Consider the following 20,023-nt stretch of genomic DNA (forward strand, 5'->3'; position numbering starts at 1 on the left):
TAGGAGAGTATGGCCGTTTAGGGGCTGAACACTCTCCATCAGACCGGTAGGTTACGAGTTCTTCCTTGTTTCCCCCAAGTTTGTCGTATTTGACAGTCCTTGAATTTCTCACCCTTTTAATAAATAGCACTCTCTCTCCACCTTGGCGCCGAAATCCAGTAGAAACATCACGTTGATTTCATAAATGATATGTTATAACGTTTCTTCATTGATGGGAAGATGAACTGGTTAGGTGATGGAGTTTCTATGCAAGCAATGAAGCTGCCAATGGAATGTGAAAACCTGAATGAAATCCGCGAGGGTATCGACTCCATTGATCGCGAGATCATCAGGCTGTTGCAGCAGCGTATGGGTTATGTTCTGTCCGCAGCACAGTTCAAACCGGATGAGTCCAGTATTCCCGCTCCAGATCGGGTTGCGTCTATGTTGATCGATCGTCGTCGTTGGGCTGAGGAAGATCAGTTATCGGCCGATTATATAGAGCAGCTTTTTAGCGGCATTATCCAGTGGTTTATCAATCAGCAGAAGCTGCACTGGCGAGCCGAGCATGGCTTGCCTGTTGAGGACGATGTATGAAAGGCCGCTCTAAATATGCCGGCCTGGAGGCGTGTCTGCAGGAAGCAAAATCCAGGTTGAGTCAGGTACAGCCAGAAGTTTTGGCATCATTTTCATTTCCGTGTCATAGGCAGAATCCGATTGGATTGTTCGCCACAAATTATCGACATGAGCGGATCGCTTCCCTATGGGGAGCCCCCTCCAGTGATAATTATTCTGTGAGCTTTGGCTCTGCCTTTGAATTTAGCTGTGCTCCTGGAGAGTCTTGGTCTGAAATCCAAACTAGTTGGCAAAAATTATTGTCTTCCTCCGTTGTAAGTGGGGGGCACCAACCAATTTTGTGTGGTGGGTTTGCTTTTGATTGCCAAAAAGACTCCTCAACCCTGTGGCAAGACTTCCCTTCTGGGGTGCTCACACTGCCTGAGTTGGCCCTTTACTGTGACGAGGATCGCAGTTATCTGGTAATGAATTTTATTGTTACGAGCCAAACAGACTGTAACCGCGTCGCTGAGCAAGTGAAGGCGAGGTGGCAAGCTATTTTATCCCGTAACTCTGGCTCTTCCGCGAACGACAATTTATTGCTGGGCGAGTCTGACTTTAACAGTAGTAATGAGCATCAAACAGCTTGGCAGCAGCGTGTAGTTGGTGCGGTCGAATCAATCAAGCGCAACGAGTTTCAAAAAGTAGTTCTCGCTCGTTCTGAATCACTGAGCGCGGATTGCTGCCCGGGAAGTATTCTCGGATATTTACAAGAATCTTACCCCGATGCCTATATATTTGCCTTTTCCCGAGGAAAAAGTTGCTTTCTTGGGGCTTCGCCTGAGCGCTTAGCGGCTGGTAAAGACGGGCGTATTAGCACAGTGGCTTTGGCCGGTAGCGCACCTCGGGGAAAAGACCCGGCAACTGATTACAAATTGGGGATATCCCTGCTTGACAGCGATAAGGACCGATTTGAACACGACCTGGTTGTCCAACATCTCCTTTCTATTTTGCGTAAATACTGCCACAGCGTAGCGGAACCTGAACCGCCCCAACTCTGTAAATTAAAGCAAATTCAGCATTTGCTGACGCCTCTAGAGGGCTTGGTTAAAGATGGCGTAAATCTGTTGGATATCTTATCGGATTTACACCCCAGTGCTGCGGTGGGAGGCCTGCCGAGGAAAAAAGCACTGAAGTATATCCGTGAAAATGAAGACCTGGATCGCGGTTGGTATGCCGGACCTGTTGGTTGGCTCAATGCTGAGGGGGAAGGGGAGTTTGCTGTCGCGCTGCGCTCTGCACTTATTACTCCGGGCAAGGTAACACTATTTGCCGGTTGTGGCCTGGTTGAGGCTTCCCTTCCTGCCCACGAGTATCGTGAAAGTTGTATCAAAATGCGTGTTATCCGAGACGCAATAAGGAGCGTATCTCTTGTCGCCGAAGCCGCAGAATAAATCAGAGCCAATCAGTCCGGCCAGTTTGTTAAAGGATTTAGTTTGTCAGGCTATTGATGCCGATATTAATGGCATTCATCCGCAGGATGACTTAATTGCACTGGGGCTTAACTCAGTACAAGTCATGAAGATAGCTGGTCAATTAAGGCAGAAAAAGATCAAAGTAAAATTTGCTGATCTTATTGCAGTGCCTCAATTGAAAGCCTGGCTTTCTCTACCTCAGTTGGCTACTGGAACTGAAGAAAGTACCAGTGAACATTTATCTGTGCCGGGAGCCTTTGATGAAGGCACTCCCTTTGATTTGGCACCGATGCAACATGCCTATTGGATTGGACGAGACCCGAATCAATATTTAGGGGGCGTTGCCGCACATTTTTATCATGAGTTTGATGGCCAGGATGTAGTACCTGATCGTTTGGAACAGGCTGTGCGCTTCCTGTTCGAGCGGCATGGGATGTTGCGTGTTCAAATCCTCGATGTTGGTCGACAGCAGATTCCCACAGAAGTGAGCTGGCCCGGTTTAAAGGTTCATGATTTCAGGCATCAGGCTGCCGCAGAAGCGGAGCAGAGTCTTATCGCTGTTAGGGAGCAACTCTCCCATCGGCAGCTGGATATATCGCAGGGCGAGGTTTTTGATGTACAGCTCTCATTGTTACCTGCGGAATTAAAAGCTGGCGGCACACGCCTGCATATTAATCTGGATATGGTCGCTGCAGATGCCTTTAGTCTGCGCGTATTACTGAATGACTTGGCCAAGCTCTACCTGGAACCAGAGCAGTCTCTGGTTCCGCTAAATTACAGTTATCCGCGCTACCAGGCTGACCGCAGCGCTCTTCACTCAAAGGAAGAACGCCGAGCTGAAAAGCAGCAGGCCAAAGAACACTGGCAGGGTCGCCTGGCAGATTTGCCCGGTGCCCCTCAGTTGCCAACCGCAATAGGCGCTGAGTCTAAAGACACTCGTCGAGTTGTTCGGCGTCACTATAGCTTGTCTGCTGACCAGAAAAACCAACTGGCGGAACTTGCGAGCCGTCACGGTATTACTTTATCCATGACCCTGGCAGCGGCGCTTGCCGAAGTGCTTACGGTCTATAGCGAAGAGTCAGATTTTCTGCTGAATCTCCCCCTGTTTGACCGGGAATCTCTACATCAGGATGTCAATTCACTGGTGGGAGATTTCACTTCTTCGATCTTACTCTCCTGGCAGGGCAGCCAGAGTGGAACCTTTGTTGAGCGTGCACAGCGTTTACAACACAACTTCCGTCAGGATGTAGCGCACGGGAGTTATTCCGGCGTAGAGGTGCTGCGTGACCTCAGCAGGCAACAGGGACAAACGGTGTTTGCGCCGGTTGTCTTTACCAGTGCGCTTGGGTTGGGAGAATTATTTGGCGAGTCAGTTCGCAGTGCCTTTGGAGATGTCAATTGGATTATCTCCCAAGGGCCACAAGTGTGGCTGGACGTACAGGTTATGGAACTCAAAGGTGGCCTGTCCGTAAACTGGGATGCGCGGGAAGCTGCTTTTGCTCCCGGCGTCCTGGATGGCATGTTTGCCGCCTTTACGCAGTTACTGGAATGCCTGATCGGCAGCCCGGAATTCTGGGCCCAGCCGATACCATCGCTGCTGCCAGCGGAGCAAAAGCAGCAACGCCAGCGGGTAAATTCCACGGCTAAAAAAACTCAGTCTCACCAATTACACGAGCAGTTTTTTAACAATGCTGAAAGCCACCCGGAAGCCGCGGCTTTGTATTGGAACGATGAGCAAATTAGCTATGGGGACTTGGCCCACAGCGCCTTGGCAATGGCAGCATACCTGCAACTTCAGGGGGTTGAGCCTGGTGATATGGTCGGGATTTTATTGCCCAAAGGCGCGGAGCAGATTATTGCCGTTCTTGGGGTAATGGCTGCTGGAGCGGCTTACCTGCCGCTGGGAATAGACCAGCCACCGCTGCGCAGAGAGCGTGTGCTCAAGCTTGCCGGTGCCAAGCTGGTTATTGATGACTTGTCTGTGCTCTCGGGTGTCGCCCCTTTATCCCGGCCCGTAGTGGGTGAGACAAAAGATCTCGCTTATACCATTTTCACCTCTGGCTCTACCGGTGAGCCCAAGGGGGTTGAAATTAGCCACGGGAGTGCCTGGAACACCATAGCAGACATTAACGAGCGCTTTGCTGTTGATGAAAATGATCGCGTGCTCGCAGTATCGGCCTTGGATTTCGACCTATCCGTTTACGATATTTTTGGGCTGCTGTCCGCAGGTGGTGCACTGGTATTGGTTGAAGAGGAATATCGGCGGGATGCAGAGCGCTGGCACCAGCTGGTGTGTCAACATAACGTTACTGTTTGGAATACAGTACCGGCCCTTTTGGATATGCTGTTAACCACCGGTGGTGATACTCCAGCGGGAGAGCTGCGCCTGGTATTAAATTCCGGAGACTGGATCACCCTGGACCTGCCGGAAAGGTTAAAACGTGTAAATCCGGGTTGCCGCTTTATCGCTTTGGGTGGGGCCACCGAGGCTTCTATCTGGTCCAACAATTTTGAAGTAAAAGAAGTCGATCCCTCTTGGAGATCCATCCCCTATGGTTACCCCTTAGCCAACCAGCAATTCAGGGTGGTGGATTCCCTGGGCCGAGATTGCCCTGACTGGGTGACAGGGGAGTTGTGGATCGGTGGTGCGGGCGTTGCCCTTGGATACCGAGGTGCTGCTGAAATTACCGCAGCACGTTTTGTAACAGACGGAGGCGAACGTTGGTATCGTACCGGAGACCTGGGCCGCTACTGGCCAAATGGTTGCCTGGAATTTTTGGGCCGCGCCGATAACCAGATCAAAGTGCGTGGACACCGTATCGAACTCGGCGAGATTGAAGCCGCGCTGACTGCGCACAATGCGATTGCGCAAGCGGTCGCTCTGCTGACCCAGCGAGGTGTGGTGGCGGTTGTAGTTCCAGTGCCCAAAGTGGCGAAATCCAGCACCGCTTCAGAAAAGTGCTTTGTTGATTTGCAGCAATTGCAGGAACCCTTGAGCGACTTGCGGGAATTCCTGACCCAGCGATTGACCAGCGCCATGCTTCCCAGTGAGCTTTGCTGTCTCACTGAGATCCCCCTTACCGCCAATGGCAAAATTGATCGCGGTAGTTTGCAACAGTTTGCCGATGAATCCCTAGCGCAGCATCAGGCAAAACAGAATCCGCCGCAAGGCAAGTTAGAGCAGCAGGTGGCTGCCGCCTGGAGTAAATTTCTCGATGTTGCTGATATCGCCCGGGACGACAACTTCTTCGCACTCGGTGGAGACTCCCTGTTAGCAACCCGTGTTGTGCGAGTTCTGCGTGAGTTTGGTTTTGAAGGTGTCACACTGTCGGAATTGTTTAGCCAGCCAAGCCTGGCCGCCTTTGCTGCGACATTAGCTCAAGACCCTGTTGAGAACCCAGAGCAGAATAACAGCGCCACCGAAATTGCCACTACGCCTTGGCAATCGGATACGGCCAATCGCCACGAGCTTTTTGAACCTACTGAGGTTCAACGGGCCTATTGGCTGGGAAGGGACCCAGAATTTGTTTTGGGTGGCATTGGTTGTCATTTTTATCGCGAATATGACGTTGTTGATCTCGATCTGGAGCGTTTGGAATCTGCGCTGAACGACATGATTGCCCGGCATGAGATGCTGCGGGCTGTATTCGACAGTGAGGGGCGACAGCGCATCCTTGCGGATGTGCCGAGATTTTCCATCAATGTTACAGAGATAGACAGTGATCCGACTTCTGCTTTAGCGGAACTGCGGCAGGAATATGCGCAGCAGGTGTTTGAGCCAAGCCGATGGCCGCTGTTTGATGTCCGTGCAGTGCGCTGTGAGCGCAATACCCGATTGGCTATCGGGTTGGATAATTTAATTCTCGACGCTTTCAGTATTCTGCTGTTTTACCGAGAGTTAAATATCCTCTATCAGAGCCCTGAAACTGATCTACCTGCAATCGATCTATCTTTCCGCGACTATGTGCGCAATGTGTTGCCGCAAACTACCGCGGTATTTGATAGTGATCTTGAAGAAGGTCCCCTGGCTGCCGCAAAAACATTTTGGCAGCACAAATTATCAGAGCTACCCCCCGCGCCCCAATTACCCATTATTCGGGAGCCGGCATCCATTGAACGGCCGCATTTCGTGCGTCATCAACAGCATATCGACAAGAGTACCTGGCAAAGCCTGGTTGCACGTGCTGCTGAACAGGGAATCACGCCTTCGAGTCTGCTTCTAACTGCATTTGCCGAAGTGCTTAGCCGCTGGAGCAGTCGCCCTGATTTGAGCCTGAACCTTACCTTATTCGACCGCCGTGAGGTTCACCCGGATATTTATCGGGTAATGGGCGACTTTACCTCTTTGACCCTGGTGGGTTACTGGCCAGAAGCCAGCGACAGTTGGTTGGCAAGAGCGCGAAAAATACAAGGGGAAGTTGGCGCGGCCCTGGAACATCGCGAAATTTCCAGTGTAAGCCTGATGCGGGAATTAGCCCGCCGGCAGAGCGACGCGGAAGCCACAATGCCCGTGGTTTTCACCAGTGCACTGGGTATTCCCGGTGGCACAGCGGCACCGGAGGATGGGCCTCTGCGGGAACCCATCTGGGCCCTGACACAAACGCCGCAAGTCTGGTTGGATCACCAGGTGGTCGAAGTCGAGGGAGGCGTTTTCTTAAATTGGGATGTGGTCGAAGCGCTTTTCCCTGAGGGGATGTGCGCGGAAATGTTCCAGGCCTATATCGGCTTACTCCAATGGGCGGGTGACGCTGAATGGGATTCCACACCGCCTGATTTATTACCCAAGGCTCAACGGGAACTGAGAACCCAGCTTGAAAAGCGTACCGCAATTGACCCAACGGATAATTTGTCGCAGCGATTTTTCCAGCGGGCAAAAGCAAATCCCGACAATATCGCCTTATATTGGGGAGACGATAATTCTCTGAGTTATGGCGTTCTGGCAGAACGTGCTTTGCGTATCGCTGCCTGGTTATTGGAAAGCCAGGTTTCACCTGCCGAGGTGGTGGCCGTTAACCTGCCGAAAGGACCCGACCAGATTGCCGCTGTTTTGGGCGTACTCGCAGCGGGAGCCACTTATTTACCTGTCGGTATCGATCAACCGCAGGCGAGGCGTGAGTCAATGTTGCGCCGTGCCGATGTAAAAGTGGTGCTCGACCAAAGTGCAATTCAACAGGCCGAACAGTTCGCTCCTATAGATGAGCCTATTGCAACAGAAGCTGAGCAACTGGCTTATATCATTTTCACTTCCGGCTCCACAGGTGAACCCAAGGGCGTCGAAATTAGTCATGGTGCCGCCTGGAATACCATTGCGGATATCAACGAACGTTTCTCTGTTGATGAAAATGATCGTGTACTGGCCATTTCAGCCCTGGATTTTGACCTCTCTGTTTACGATATTTTCGGACTGCTATCGGTCGGTGGTGCGCTGGTATTGATTGAAGAAGAGGACCGACGGGATGCCGAGCGCTGGCATCAATGGGTATGTCACTACGGCGTCACCATCTGGAATACGGTACCGGCACTACTGGACATGTTACTCACTGTCGGTGCCGGTACACCGCCTGGCAATTTGCGTTTGGTATTAAATTCCGGCGATTGGATTGGCCTGGATTTACCCCAGCGATTAAAACAAATACAGCCCGATTGCCGTTTTATCGCACTGGGGGGCGCCACGGAAGCTTCTATTTGGTCCAACAGTTTTGAAGTTATAGACGTTGACCCAAGCTGGCACTCGATCCCCTACGGATACCCCCTGGCTAACCAGAAATTCAGGGTAATGGATGCCCAGAGGCGCGACTGCCCTGACTGGACAACGGGTGAGCTGTGGATTGGCGGTGACGGAGTCGCCATGGGCTATCGCGCGGCTCCCGAGTTGACTGAAGCGCGCTTTGTTAGGGTCGATGGTGAGCGCTGGTATCGCACAGGGGATCTTGGACGCTACTGGCCGAATGGATGCCTGGAATTTTTGGGGCGCGCCGATTGCCAGGTCAAGGTCCGTGGCCATCGCATAGAGCTGGGTGAAATCGAAACCGTATTTAATCGTCAGATGTTTGTGCAGCGCGCCCTGGTGCTGGCCACAGAAGAACAACAGCTGGTCGCTGCCGTTGTGCTCAAACCTGAATGTCCTTCAACTTTTAGTACTGATGACTTACGCGAGTATCTTCGCTGTTACCTGCCTTCCTACATGGTTCCGGATTTCATAGTGACTTTGCCGGAAATGCCCCTAAGTGCAAACGGCAAATTGGATCGGGCTTCAGTATTAAAACTCGTGAATGCGGTGGAAAAACCGCAACAGGAAAAAGCGGCTGAACTGGTGACGGATAACGAGCGTCTGGTAGCCCAGATTTGGCAAGAGCTTCTTAGCCTGCCCGTAATAAACCGCGATCAAAATTTCTTTGAATTGGGTGGCGATAGTTTATTGGCAACCCGGTTTATTGACCGCCTAAAACAGCAGCACCGTTTGCTCCTTCCCCTCAGACGTTTATTTGCCTCTCCGAGACTGGCAGATGTTGCCGGTGCCCTAAGCACAATGGAACCGCCAGTGGATATTGATGCGGATATGGTGGAAGAGGGCGTGATATGAATTTGATAAGTAAATTATTTTTCAGCGATTGGACGGAGTTTTAACCCCATGACGGCTATGGAACTGATCGACGAACTACAAGGGCTTGGGGTTGAACTTTGGACCGAGTCTGAACAATTGCGTTTCCGCGCAGCCAAAGGCCTGCTGACCGAGCAGCACAAGCAAAGGTTACGGGAGCATAAGTTACAAATTATTGAAATATTAAACGCTGCTCAATCAGGCGCTGGCAATGACTCTGGTTTGGGGGTGGTGGTCGAGGCCGACACAGAAAATCGGCATGAGCCTTTCCCTTTAACCGATGTACAGACTGCCTATTTGTTGGGGCGGCAAAATGCATTTGGCTATGGTGGCGTTGCCTGTCACGGCTACCTGGAGCTGGAATATCCCGGATTAAACCCAAAAGGTTTGCAGGAAGCCTGGAACCAGCTGATTGAGCGTCACCCTATGTTGAGGGCGGTTATTGAGCAGGAGGGATATCAGCGGGTCCTCCAGGAAGTGCCGCACTACCAGATGATCAGTCAGGACCTCACCGGCATGGATGAGGAAGCCTTGGAACTCGCCCTTAAATCGGTGAGAGATGAACTGGACCACCGTGTGTACACCATTGGTGAGTGGCCGATGTTCGAGCTGCGCCATACCCGCACGGATAAAGGACATATCGTACATTTCTCTATGGATGCACTGATCGCAGATTGGGCCAGTGCGGGCATACTGTTCAGCGAGCTTGATACTCTGCTAGCGAATCCCAGTGCCTCCCTACCTGCACTGGAAATTGATTTTCGCGATTACCTACTGGCCGAACGGAGTCTACTGGACAGCCAAGGCTACCAAAACGATCGTCGCTATTGGTTGGACCGCCTCGATCAACTGCCGGCAGCACCTGAGCTACCGGTATTGCCGCCAGCCTCAGAAGCGGAATCTGTGCGCTTTAATCGCCATCACTACCGCTTGGATATTACCCATTGGCAGAAACTGAAGCAGCGAGCCGGTGCTGCTGGACTGACCGCATCAGTTGCCGTACTGGCTGCCTACGCCGGGGTATTGCAGCGTTGGAGTCGTCAGCCACGCTTCAGCCTGAGTCTTACATTATTAAATCGATTGCCCTTACACCCTCAGGTCAATCAGCTGATCGGGGACTTTACTTCGGTCAGTGTATTGGCGATTGATGATTCCACAGGAAAGTCCTTTCGCGATTGGGCGGCCAGTATCGGCGAGCAGCTGTTCAATGATATTGATCACCGCTTGTTCTCCGGCGTGGAATTACTGCGGGAGCTATCCCGTGCACGAGGACCGGAGGCCGCATTGATGCCGGTGGTATTTACCAGTGCTATTGGCCTGGGAGATACAGAAAAACCTGCCAGCGGTAGAGAGTCTGGCAGAGGAATTACCCAGACACCGCAAGTCACCTTGGACTGCCAGGTGAGAGATGACGCCGATGGTCTGGAAATCAACTGGGATGTGCGCCAGGGCGTTTTTCCATCGGGCCTGGTGGAAGATATGTTCGCGGCATTTACCGGCTTGTTGAATGAGCTTTCCACGAGTGGCGATGGGCAATGGCTGAGTACATCTCCGGTTTCTTTACCCGAGTGGCAGCAACAGGAGAGATATCAGGTTAATCAAACCGATGGACCTGTTCCTTCAGCGTTATTGCATCAGGGCATTTTTGCCCAGGCAGCGGCGACGCCGGAAGCTATCGCCATTATTGATTGCAATGGCAGTGTGAGTTATGGCGACCTGGCAAAAAAAGCGGCGGGCATCGCCAAAGCTCTGGCTAAAGAAGGTTTCCAGCTGGGTAGCCGTGTCGCTATTGCAATGCCGAAAGGGCGAGAGCAAATAGCGGCGACTCTTGGTGTGCTCCTGGCCGGCGGTATCTATTTGCCACTGGATGCGGCACAACCGGAAATACGCCTCAATAAATTATTGCTCAGTGCAGAGGCGGAACAGGTCCTGACTCTCAGTGACCTCGCCAGCCAAGTTCAGTGGCCATCAGAAGTGCAGGTGATCAGTGTCGATAGCCTGGCTCCTGAAACTGAAATTCCGCTGGCCAGCAACGGTGACCCGGAGCAGCTCGCTTACGTTATCTATACGTCCGGTTCTACCGGCGATCCCAAAGGGGTGATGATTAATCATCGGGCCGGTTTGAATACGGTGCTGGATATTAATCGGCGTTTCGAGGTGGGCTCGAGCGATCGTATTTTGGGTTTGGCTCAACTCAGTTTTGATTTGTCGGTCTACGATATTTTCGGCCCCTTGGCAGTGGGTGCGACTTTGGTATTGACCGATCCAGCCCGTGGCGCAGACCCTTCGCACTGGGCGGAAGTCATGGATGAGCACCGGGTGACACTGTGGAACTCTGTTCCCGCGCAGTTACAAATGCTGGCTACCTATTTGGATACAGAACCTCGTCCATTGTCTGAGTGGCGATTGGCAATGCTGTCAGGAGACTGGATTCCGGTTACTTTACCGGAACATATCAGGCGCCATGTGCCAGCACTCGACCTGATCGGTATGGGTGGGGCTACTGAAGCTGCGATTTGGTCCAATTACCACCGTATTGATCGGGTCGACTCTGCTTGGACCAGTATTCCCTATGGCGTGCCGCTGACGAACCAGGGCTTCAGGGTATTGGATAGCCAATTGCGCGATGCCCCTGTTTGGGTAGCGGGTGAGCTGATGATTACTGGCCTCGGATTGGCCGATGGTTATCTCGGTGATGCGGCGCTCTCTGAACAGAAGTTCTTTTCTCATCCTTTGGATGGCCAACGCCTTTACCGCACTGGTGACTTGGGCCGCTATTTACCCGGTGGTGAACTCGAATTCCTGGGCCGTGAAGACGGACAGGTAAAAATTCGCGGACACCGTATTGAGCTGGGAGAAGTGGAATCTGCATTGCTGGCCCACCCCGCAGTGTCAACAGCGGCGACGGTGATTGAAAAGAAAGAGGGAGACTCGCGAGCGGATTTAAATCTGTTAGGTTTTGTGGAAAGCCGTCGCTTAGATGATGCAGAACCGGCGACTATTGATCCCGAGCTGGTGAATTCAGTGCGTCAGTTTGCGCACTATCAGGCTGGTGAGCCAGAAGGTGCCAGTGTCGGCGATTATGTGCAGGCACTTGAAAATGCATCCCTGTTATCAATGCTTCACGGTCTGGTGGAATTAGGGGCGTTTACAAATTGTGAGCAGGGATATAGTGCAGAAGAAGTTCTCTCCTTAGCCAAAGTACATGAAAAGCATCACTGGTTAGTGCGTCGTTGGTTGGACCTTCTCGTTAACGCAAAGCTGCTCAGCTTATCCACTGCCAGCTCCAGTACTGAGGAAAAATACACGCGAACCCAAGAAATTGATACTTCCGCTGTTGATGCTGTGTGGAAGCGGGTTGAGCAGGGGATTGAAAGCAGCTTTTGTAATCGGGAATTCCTGCAGTATCACCGGGATCATATCGAGTTATTACCGCAGTTATTAGCGAATCAACAAAACCCATTTGAGTTGTTGTTCCCCCAGGGCGACCAGCAGGTGGCTTTGGCTCTCTATCGGGATGATCTTATTGCCCGCTATAACAATGCCGCCGCTGCCGCATTAATTAACCGTATTGCCGCCCAGAGCGATAGAGGGTTAAGGGTTCTTGAGCTGGGTGCGGGCACGGGGGCTACCAGCGCTTCTGTTATTCCTATGTTGGATGGATATGACGTCGATTATCTATTCACTGACATGACCGCATTTTTCCTGACTGAGGCTCGCCGCCAATTTAAAGAGTGGCCTTGGGTACGCTTTGGATTAATGGATCTCAATACCGACTATCGCGCCCAGGGTTTGGCTCCTAATAGCGCAGATGTCATTTTATGTGCAGGTATGCTCAACAGCACCCGAGATCCAGAGGCGGCTATTGCCAGTGTTGTGGAGTTACTGGCACCCGGAGGCTGGTTAATCCTGACTGAGCCAACGGTGGATCACGCCCATATCTTACTCACCCAGGGCTTTATGATGGACCCGGCGGGTGATGATCGCGCTTGTGGTGCGACCAAGTTCCTTTCTATCGGGAAATGGCAGTCGCTGTTGAAAGCCAATGGAGCCGGACAGATTCTTTCCCTGCCTGAAGATGACCATCCTTTGTCTGCCTTCGGCATGAATCTACTGGCCGCGCAGATGAAAACTGACAGACAGGATTTGAGTGCCAGGACACTGCGGGACTTTTTAGCGAATCGGTTGCCCGCACATATGGTGCCCGCACATTTGCAAGTTCTCGATCAGCTACCGCTCACCGCCAATGGCAAGATCGATCGCAAAAAGCTGGCTGGTTGGCGTCCAGCAACGGGGGATACGCAAGAGGCTGCGAACTCAGAGCAAATGGACCCACTGGAAACTGCCCTGTGCAAACTCTGGGCGAATGCGTTGGGTCTCGAAAATGTCGGCCGCCAGGATAGCTTTTTTGATCTCGGTGGTGATTCGCTGATTATGGCGCGGGTTGCAGGGCGATTGCTGGAAGAAATTCCGGAAGCGAAACTTTTCACTTACGACGCCTTGTTGCGACACATGCTCAACGGACCAACGGTTGCTGCATTGGCCAGAGCCCTGAGAGTTGAGCCGGATGCTGTTGCCGAGGGGCAGGAAGATACTGAGAGCGACACTTTGGTTGCCACTACCCGCGAGGGCAGCAATTCCTTGATGGTTCCTTTCAGTCATATAGGCGAGGGTAAAGGGGCATCTAAAGAAGGGGCGCCGGTACGGATTATGTTCCATGCGGCCCTGGGTACCCTGGATTATTTCCAGCACTTGGGCAAAGCGCTTGCGGCTCAAGATCTGGGTCCAGTATTTGGGATTGCGGTAGCGAATACGGAAGAGTATTTGTCGATCGATGCAAAAGAATTAATCGAACGCACCGCCGACGATTACGCCCAGCGAATAATTGCCGAGGGCTACCAGCGCTGCCAGTTAATTGGTTACTGCCTGGGTGGTCTGCTGGCGACGGAAGTTTCGCGGAGATTGCTGGAGCGCGGTGTCGATGTGATTGACCTGAGCCTGATCGACAGTATCCCAATGTTTGTCGATACCGATGAAGAGCTGGCTTTCGAAGCGATTTTTGCCCCCAACCTAAATCTCGACCCAGTAAAAGCGGTATTTGGTGAGCATATCGAGAGCGAAGATATTTCCCGCGCGATCGAGACCTTAATGCAGAAACACAACGGTCGTGTTCCCGCCGGTGCAATGGCAGAACTCAATGGTGATGCGGGGCTGGAAGCGGTAGCCGAAGCCGTGCGACAACGCTCTGAACTCACTCAGGAACAGCGCCTGGCCAGTTATACCGAAATGGCCTCTGCCCAAGCGGGTGTGCCGGTCGAAGCCGCGATGATACCGGGGCTTTTCCGGGTGTGCCGACACAGTATGCGCGCCGCCTGTTTTGACCTTCCTCCCTATATTGGCGATATGACGTATTTGCGCTGCCAGGAAGAGCAATCCTTCGGTGTCACCGCAGGCGTAGGGCATATGGCTGCGCCTTATTGGCAGGAAGTTTGTCTGGGTGATTTTGAATTAATCGATGTGCCGGGCAATCACTTTAGCGTTATGGAACCGCCGCAGGTTGCCACCGTCGTCGAGCATTTGGCAAAACCATTACAGCGCGGTAAAGCGGATAAATAGATGGCTGAGCAAATTTTGCCAAAGTCCGACCTGCGGGAACTGATGCGCCCATTTCGTGGCCTCGTGTGGCTGGGGGTGGCGCTCGGTGCCTGTGGTGCGCTCACTTCACTGATTCCTTTTATCGGTATCGTTGAGTTGGCTCGCCTGCTCCTCGCGCCGGATATCAGTGATATTGCCGAGGCGATTATTCCTGTTGTGTTGGCGATAGTTGCCGGGCTGGCGATGGGCTGGATTTGCACCGTAATCGGTTTGTGGTTAACCCATATTGCCGACCAGCGTATGCAGGCGGAACTGCGACGTGCCCTGGTGCGGAAATTGGGGCAGGTGCCTCTGGGTTGGTACAGCGAGCACACTTCCGGTGCGATCCGCAAGGCCGTGCAAGATGATCTCGATGATCTCCACCATATGGTTGCGCATCATCAGGTGGAGTTGGCCGCTGCGTTTGCACTGCCGCTGGCGGGCTTGGGCTACTTATTCTGGCTCGACTGGCGCTTGGCCCTGTTAGCGGTAGTTACCCTGCCAATTTACCTCGTGTCCTACGCCTGGATGATGCGTGGTTTCGGGGAAAAAATGCAGCAGCTGGATAAGGACTTTGGCCGGGTCAGTGCTGCGATTGTTGAATTTGTCCACGGTATTGCGGTGGTCAAGGTTTTCTCGCAAACCGGTCGCGCCCACAGGAATTACCAACAGGCCGTGGAAGATTTTAGTCGCCGTTATACAAGCTGGGTTACACCGCTTGTGCGTCTGGAGGCAGTCACCTCTCTGGCCCTATCGGTGCCGGTCATCATGTTGGTGAGTCTGGGAGGGGGCGCCTGGTTGGTAGTGAATACAGGCATTCAGCCGATTGATGTTCTCGCAACCACACTGATCGCGGTAATGATTCCTCAGACCATCCTGACTTTGAGCCAGGGATTAACCGCACAGCAAAAAGCCAAAGCTGCCGCCGACAGGATTGATCATCTATTGGCGGTTCCTCCTTTGGCGGTCACCTCTGAACCGAAGAATCCCAAAGACGCTGAGCTGGTTTTTAAGCAGGTCAGCTTTGCCTATGCCCAGGATCGGCCGGTATTGCGGGATATTACCCTGCGCTGTCGACCGGGTTCTATCACTGCTTTGGTGGGGAGTTCCGGTGCCGGGAAATCTACCTTGGCCAAGCTGGTACCGCGTTTTTATGACGTGACCCAAGGTGCTGTACTTCTGGGAGACGTCGATGTCCGTGATATAGATCCGGACAATTTATATCGACATGTGGGTTTTGTACTTCAGGAGACTCAGCTGTTGGCTGGCACTGTGGCAGATAACCTGCGCCTTGGGCGCCCGGGTGCCAGTGACCAGGAGTTGGTAGATGCAGCGCGCAGTGCCTGCATCCATGAAAAAATTTTAAGTTTCCCCCAAGGTTACCAGGCGGTTATTGGCAAGGATGCCTTTTTTTCTGGTGGAGAAGCACAGCGTTTAAGTATCGCGCGCACGCTTTTAGCAGATGCCCCTGTGTTGATTTTGGATGAGGCCACAGCTCACGCCGATCCGGAGTCTGAAGCCCAGATTCAACAGGCATTATCTTGTTTGGTGCGTAATCGCACTGTGCTGGTGATTGCCCATAAGCTGCACACCATCGCCGGCGTTGACCAGATTGCGGTCCTGGACAGTGGCCGCCTGGTTGAATGCGGAACTCATCGACAACTGTTGGCAGAGGGCAAGCACTACGCGGAATTATGGCGTTTGTACAACAGTGCTGAACAAAACGAAGAAGCAATGAATGGTGGGGCTCAGGTTATCAGCGGGGTCTCATCATGATTCGTAGTTTGCTTGCCATTCTCGGACCCGCGCATCGCCGTGAAGTTGGCACTTATACAGTATGGCTTCTCGCCTATGGCGTGTTGCAGGGAATCGCGGTGACGCTTCTGGTACCTCTGCTCAGCGCACTGTTGGCATCTGAGATGGAGGCGGTTGGGTATTGGTTACTTTCCCTGTTATCGGTAGTCGTGATTGCTTGTATTGCCCGTTACCAGCAAACCGTAAAAGGGGCTGCACTGGCCATCCTGGTATTGAAAACCCTGCACAATCGCTTGGGTGAACACCTCTCTCAACTTCCCCTCGGTTGGTTCAGTGCAGAAAAAGTCGGTCGTTTGTCCCGCAGCGCAACCGGGGGCACCTTGATGGTGACTAACGTTTTTGCCCACCTGTTGCCCCCTGTTGTCAGCGGTGTTGTCACTCCGCTGACAGTGGGGGTGGCAATGTTGTGGTTTGACTGGCGACTGGGGCTGACCGCGTTGTTGTTTGTGCCCTTGATTTATGTTGGCCATCGTTGGTCCTCCCAGTGGATCGGCGCCATGGAAACGGAAGTGGATGCTGCTGGTGCTCGCGCCAGCAACCGGGTAGTGGAGTTTGCGCGCAACCAGGCGGTAATGAGGGCATTTGGTAAAAACGTCAGTGGTTATCTCCCACTGGAAGAGGCGATTGCCGGGCAAAGCGGAGCGGCGGGTTCCATGTTGCGGCAGACCTTCCCCCGCTTGTTTGCCGGTGGATTTATGGTGCAACTCGCCTTTGCCGCAGTGATTGCCGTGGGTGTTTGGCTCACGCTCAATCAACAACTTCCCCCTATTGAATTGGTGGCTTTGCTAGCTTTGGCGGCCCGATTTACCGGTCCTCTGGCGGAACTCGCCGGGCGCAGTGGTCTGCTGCGCATGGCCGGTAATGATTTGCACAGACTGGCCGCTATCTTTTTTGAGCAGTCGCTACCTGAGCCATCCAGATCTCAGCCTTTTACCGAGCAGGGTGGGTTGGTTGAATTTTCAAATGTGAATTTTAGCTACGAGTCGGGGCAACCGGTATTGAAGGATCTTTCCTTTAGGGTTTCTCCGGGTACCACTACAGCGATAGTCGGTGCATCAGGCTCGGGTAAAACCACCATCACTCGTTTGTTGTTGCGTTTTTTTGATACCGACCAGGGCCAGGTAAAAGTGGGCGGGGTGGATGTGCGGCAACTGCGCACAGAAGACCTGATGCGGCAGATCTCTATCGTTATGCAGGATGTGTATCTGTTCAGCGACACCCTGGAAGCGAATATTCGATTGAGTCACCCCAAAGCCAGTCAGGAAGCCCTGGAGCGTGTGGCGAAACTGGCTGGAGTAGACGAGATTATTGAGCGCTTGCCCCAGGGATGGCAGACGCAGGTAGGTGAGGGGGGCGCTGCACTTTCTGGTGGCGAACGCCAGCGGGTTTCTATCGCCCGTGCCCTATTAAAAGCTGCACCTATTGTTGTGCTGGATGAAGCAACAGCAGCACTCGATCCGCGCAATGAAAAGTACCTGAACAGTTCCCTGCAGCAATTAAAACAAGGGTCCACTGTCATTGTGATCGCCCATCAATTATCCACCGTTATGAACGCGGATCAAATAATCGTACTTGAAGAAGGTGCGGTGGCTGAAGTTGGCAATCACCGCAAGTTGTTATCACTGCAGGGTCTGTATGCACATTTTTGGCAACAGCGCAGTCAAGCTACTGGCTGGCGTTTGGTTGAGTCCGATATGGGGGTAAGCCTATGACAATTGCGATTTTAGGTGGTTATGGCGATGTGGGCGCAGCGGTTACCGGTTATTTACAGTCCCTCGAGTTGGGTGCTATGCGTATCGGTGGTCGCAACGCACATAAACAGCCGCTATCCAGTGATTCGGTAATTTCTTATCAGACGGTGGACTACCTGGATACAGCCTCACTGGATCAGTTTGTAACTGGCTGCGAGGTTCTGATCAATTGTGCAGGACCTTCACATTTAATTGGCGACAGGGTTGCCAAAGCTGTGGCACAAGTGGGAGCTGCCTATATCGATGTTGCTGGCGATGAAGCTCTCTATGAGCAACTCGATGGATCCTATTACCAGAGTCATGGTTTGACTGCAGTTTTATCAGCCGGCTTACAGCCGGGGCTCAGTAGTCTGCTACCACGCTGGCTGGCAGAGCAGGAGTTTTCACAGGTAGAGAGCCTGATCAGCTATTTCGGCTTGCGCGATCGATTTACCGATGTCGCCGCCGATGATTATTTGCAAGGCGCCAACGAACAGCACGGTAAACCCTTGGCGGCCTGGCGTAATGGACGCCGGGTGAATGGAATGTTGAAACGCCGTTCCGATGTCGAGCTGCCCTTTTTTCCTGAATCTACCACTGTGCTTCCGTATTTAAATAGCGAGGGCGAGCGCCTGGCTCAGGATTTATCCCTCTCTGATGGTGATTGGTATAACGCGGTTAGCGGCTCTTATATTTTATCCGCCTTTAATACTGCCCATGGTTTTAGCCGCGATGAAGCGCGTGCAGCCCTGTGTCGGGCCAGTGAACTGGATCTGGCGGGGCGCGATCCCTATGTGCTGATGCTTTTGCAACTTACCGGTAAATACAACGAGCAAGAGCGCACTCGCACCGCCGCGTTGCGGGGCACTGGCAATGCCGATCTAACAGCAGCAGTAGCCGCAGTTACCACTATGGCTGTACTTCGCGATGAAATCCCAGCGGGTTGTCACTACTGCGCCCAAGTATTGCCGCCGGTGTCAGCGATGGAGCGTATGTCGGAGATTGGGGCATTCAGTTTTTTAACCACCCTGGAAACAAGTATTGAAGATATGGTGTGCCTTGAGGAGGGAGCCATTTGAAAAACCTAACACCTCCACCCGCCGATACCGCCCATGAGGCTGGGCTGGCAGCTTTACCCGCTGAGCTTGCTACAGACAGTGGTTTGGCAAAACTGCCGGCTGCAATGCAGAGGCTTGAGTTCATCAGCCTGCGGGCGATTATGGAGTTATTTTCCTCCAGCGGAGCGCTGACTCCAGAGAGTGTTGGGCGCGGCAGTGAGGAAATTATTAATACGCTAGGTGCGGCCTGCCGACACCACTGGTTGGTTCGCCGCTGGCTGGTGGCCTTGGTTGAGCGAGAGTTTTTGAAGCTCAGTAATGGCAACTACTCCTGGGAGCAAATTCCCGAGAGTGCAGTCGGAGCAGATAAATTACCGGAGGCCTACGGTGCGCTGGGATTCCCCCCTGAAATGGCCGAGTCACATCAAAAGCTCCTGAGGCATTTGTCTGAACTGGTGCGGGATCAAGTCTCCATTAATCAATTGCTGTTCGAGAATGGAGAAATACTAACGGCACTGGCCGCCTACCAGAACAACTGGTTTACGACGTATCTCAATTATGCCGCAGCGTACATCGTAAAACAGGCCGTCAAGCCAGGGCCTATGCTGAGAGTGCTTGAATTGGGGGGAGGTGCAGGCCTAACCACTTCGGCAATTTTAGATACTTTAGCCGGAAGGCCGGTTAATTATCGCTTTACCGATGTATCGCCAGTATTTACCACTGCGGCACAGAAAAAATTTCGCAATCACATCGGTTTGCGTTGCAGCCTGCTCGATATCAATGTCGATTTTTCTGTGCAGTCAATTGCACCGGCAAGTACCGATATCGTTGTGGCTGGCAATGTTTTGCACAACGCTGCTCATATTGGCCAAACGCTAAAGCGTATTCGCAGGTCGCTTGTCCCTGGTGGCTGGCTATTGTTTAGCGAATCCACTCGGGATAACCACGCCATGTTAACGGCTATGCAGTTTCTGCTTTCCCCTGCTGAATCCGGGACTCTTTTGGGCAGTGAAGATCGGCGAAGGGGCTCGGATCAGGTATTTATCGATAGCGCAGCCTGGCAGGAAGAGCTGGTTAGCGCTGGCTTTGAGATTAAGTACTTCCTGGCACCCTCGACATCGCCGCTATCAGTAGCCGGCCAAACCTTATTTGTTGCAAGGGCGGTTTAAGGGACTG

General features: G+C 52.7%; 8 protein-coding genes. All 8 read left to right on the forward strand.

What is annotated here, in order from left to right; genetic code table 11:
* Positions 1–246 precede the first annotated feature (246 nt).
* The 8 genes from ACJJIW_RS17020 to ACJJIW_RS17055 are packed head-to-tail and all read left to right on the forward strand — an operon-like array spanning position 247 to position 20,016.
* Positions 247–576 carry an isochorismate lyase gene (locus ACJJIW_RS17020; protein ID WP_444935834.1) on the forward strand — a complete coding sequence of 110 codons (330 nt, stop codon included), beginning with the start codon at positions 247–249 and terminating at the stop codon, positions 574–576.
* Positions 573–1,988: an isochorismate synthase gene (locus ACJJIW_RS17025; protein ID WP_444935835.1), complete on the forward strand. Its 1,416-nt coding sequence runs from the start codon at positions 573–575 to the stop codon at positions 1,986–1,988. The genes ACJJIW_RS17020 and ACJJIW_RS17025 overlap by 4 nt, the downstream gene beginning before the upstream one ends.
* Positions 1,966–8,592: a non-ribosomal peptide synthetase gene (locus ACJJIW_RS17030; protein WP_444935836.1), complete on the forward strand. Its 6,627-nt coding sequence runs from the start codon at positions 1,966–1,968 to the stop codon at positions 8,590–8,592. The genes ACJJIW_RS17025 and ACJJIW_RS17030 overlap by 23 nt, the downstream gene beginning before the upstream one ends.
* Before the next feature lie 48 nt (positions 8,593–8,640).
* Positions 8,641–14,226, forward strand: coding sequence for a non-ribosomal peptide synthetase (locus ACJJIW_RS17035; RefSeq protein WP_444935837.1), 5,586 nt, complete (start codon positions 8,641–8,643; stop codon positions 14,224–14,226).
* Positions 14,227–16,020 (forward strand): ABC transporter ATP-binding protein, encoded by a 1,794-nt coding sequence (locus ACJJIW_RS17040; protein ID WP_444935838.1) that lies wholly within the window; start codon positions 14,227–14,229, stop codon positions 16,018–16,020. It begins immediately after the preceding gene.
* Positions 16,017–17,771, forward strand: a complete 1,755-nt coding sequence (locus ACJJIW_RS17045) for an ABC transporter ATP-binding protein (RefSeq protein WP_444935839.1) — start codon at positions 16,017–16,019, stop codon at positions 17,769–17,771. The genes ACJJIW_RS17040 and ACJJIW_RS17045 overlap by 4 nt, the downstream gene beginning before the upstream one ends.
* On the forward strand, positions 17,768–18,868 hold the full coding sequence (locus ACJJIW_RS17050; protein ID WP_444935840.1) for a saccharopine dehydrogenase NADP-binding domain-containing protein: 1,101 nt from the start codon (positions 17,768–17,770) through the stop codon (positions 18,866–18,868). The genes ACJJIW_RS17045 and ACJJIW_RS17050 overlap by 4 nt, the downstream gene beginning before the upstream one ends.
* Positions 18,865–20,016, forward strand: a complete 1,152-nt coding sequence (locus tag ACJJIW_RS17055) for a class I SAM-dependent methyltransferase (RefSeq protein ID WP_444935841.1) — start codon at positions 18,865–18,867, stop codon at positions 20,014–20,016. Before ACJJIW_RS17050 ends, ACJJIW_RS17055 begins: the two co-directional genes overlap by 4 nt.
* Positions 20,017–20,023: the final 7 nt, after the last annotated feature.

This window comes from Microbulbifer maximicatervae (SeqCode), from assembly GCF_052467815.1.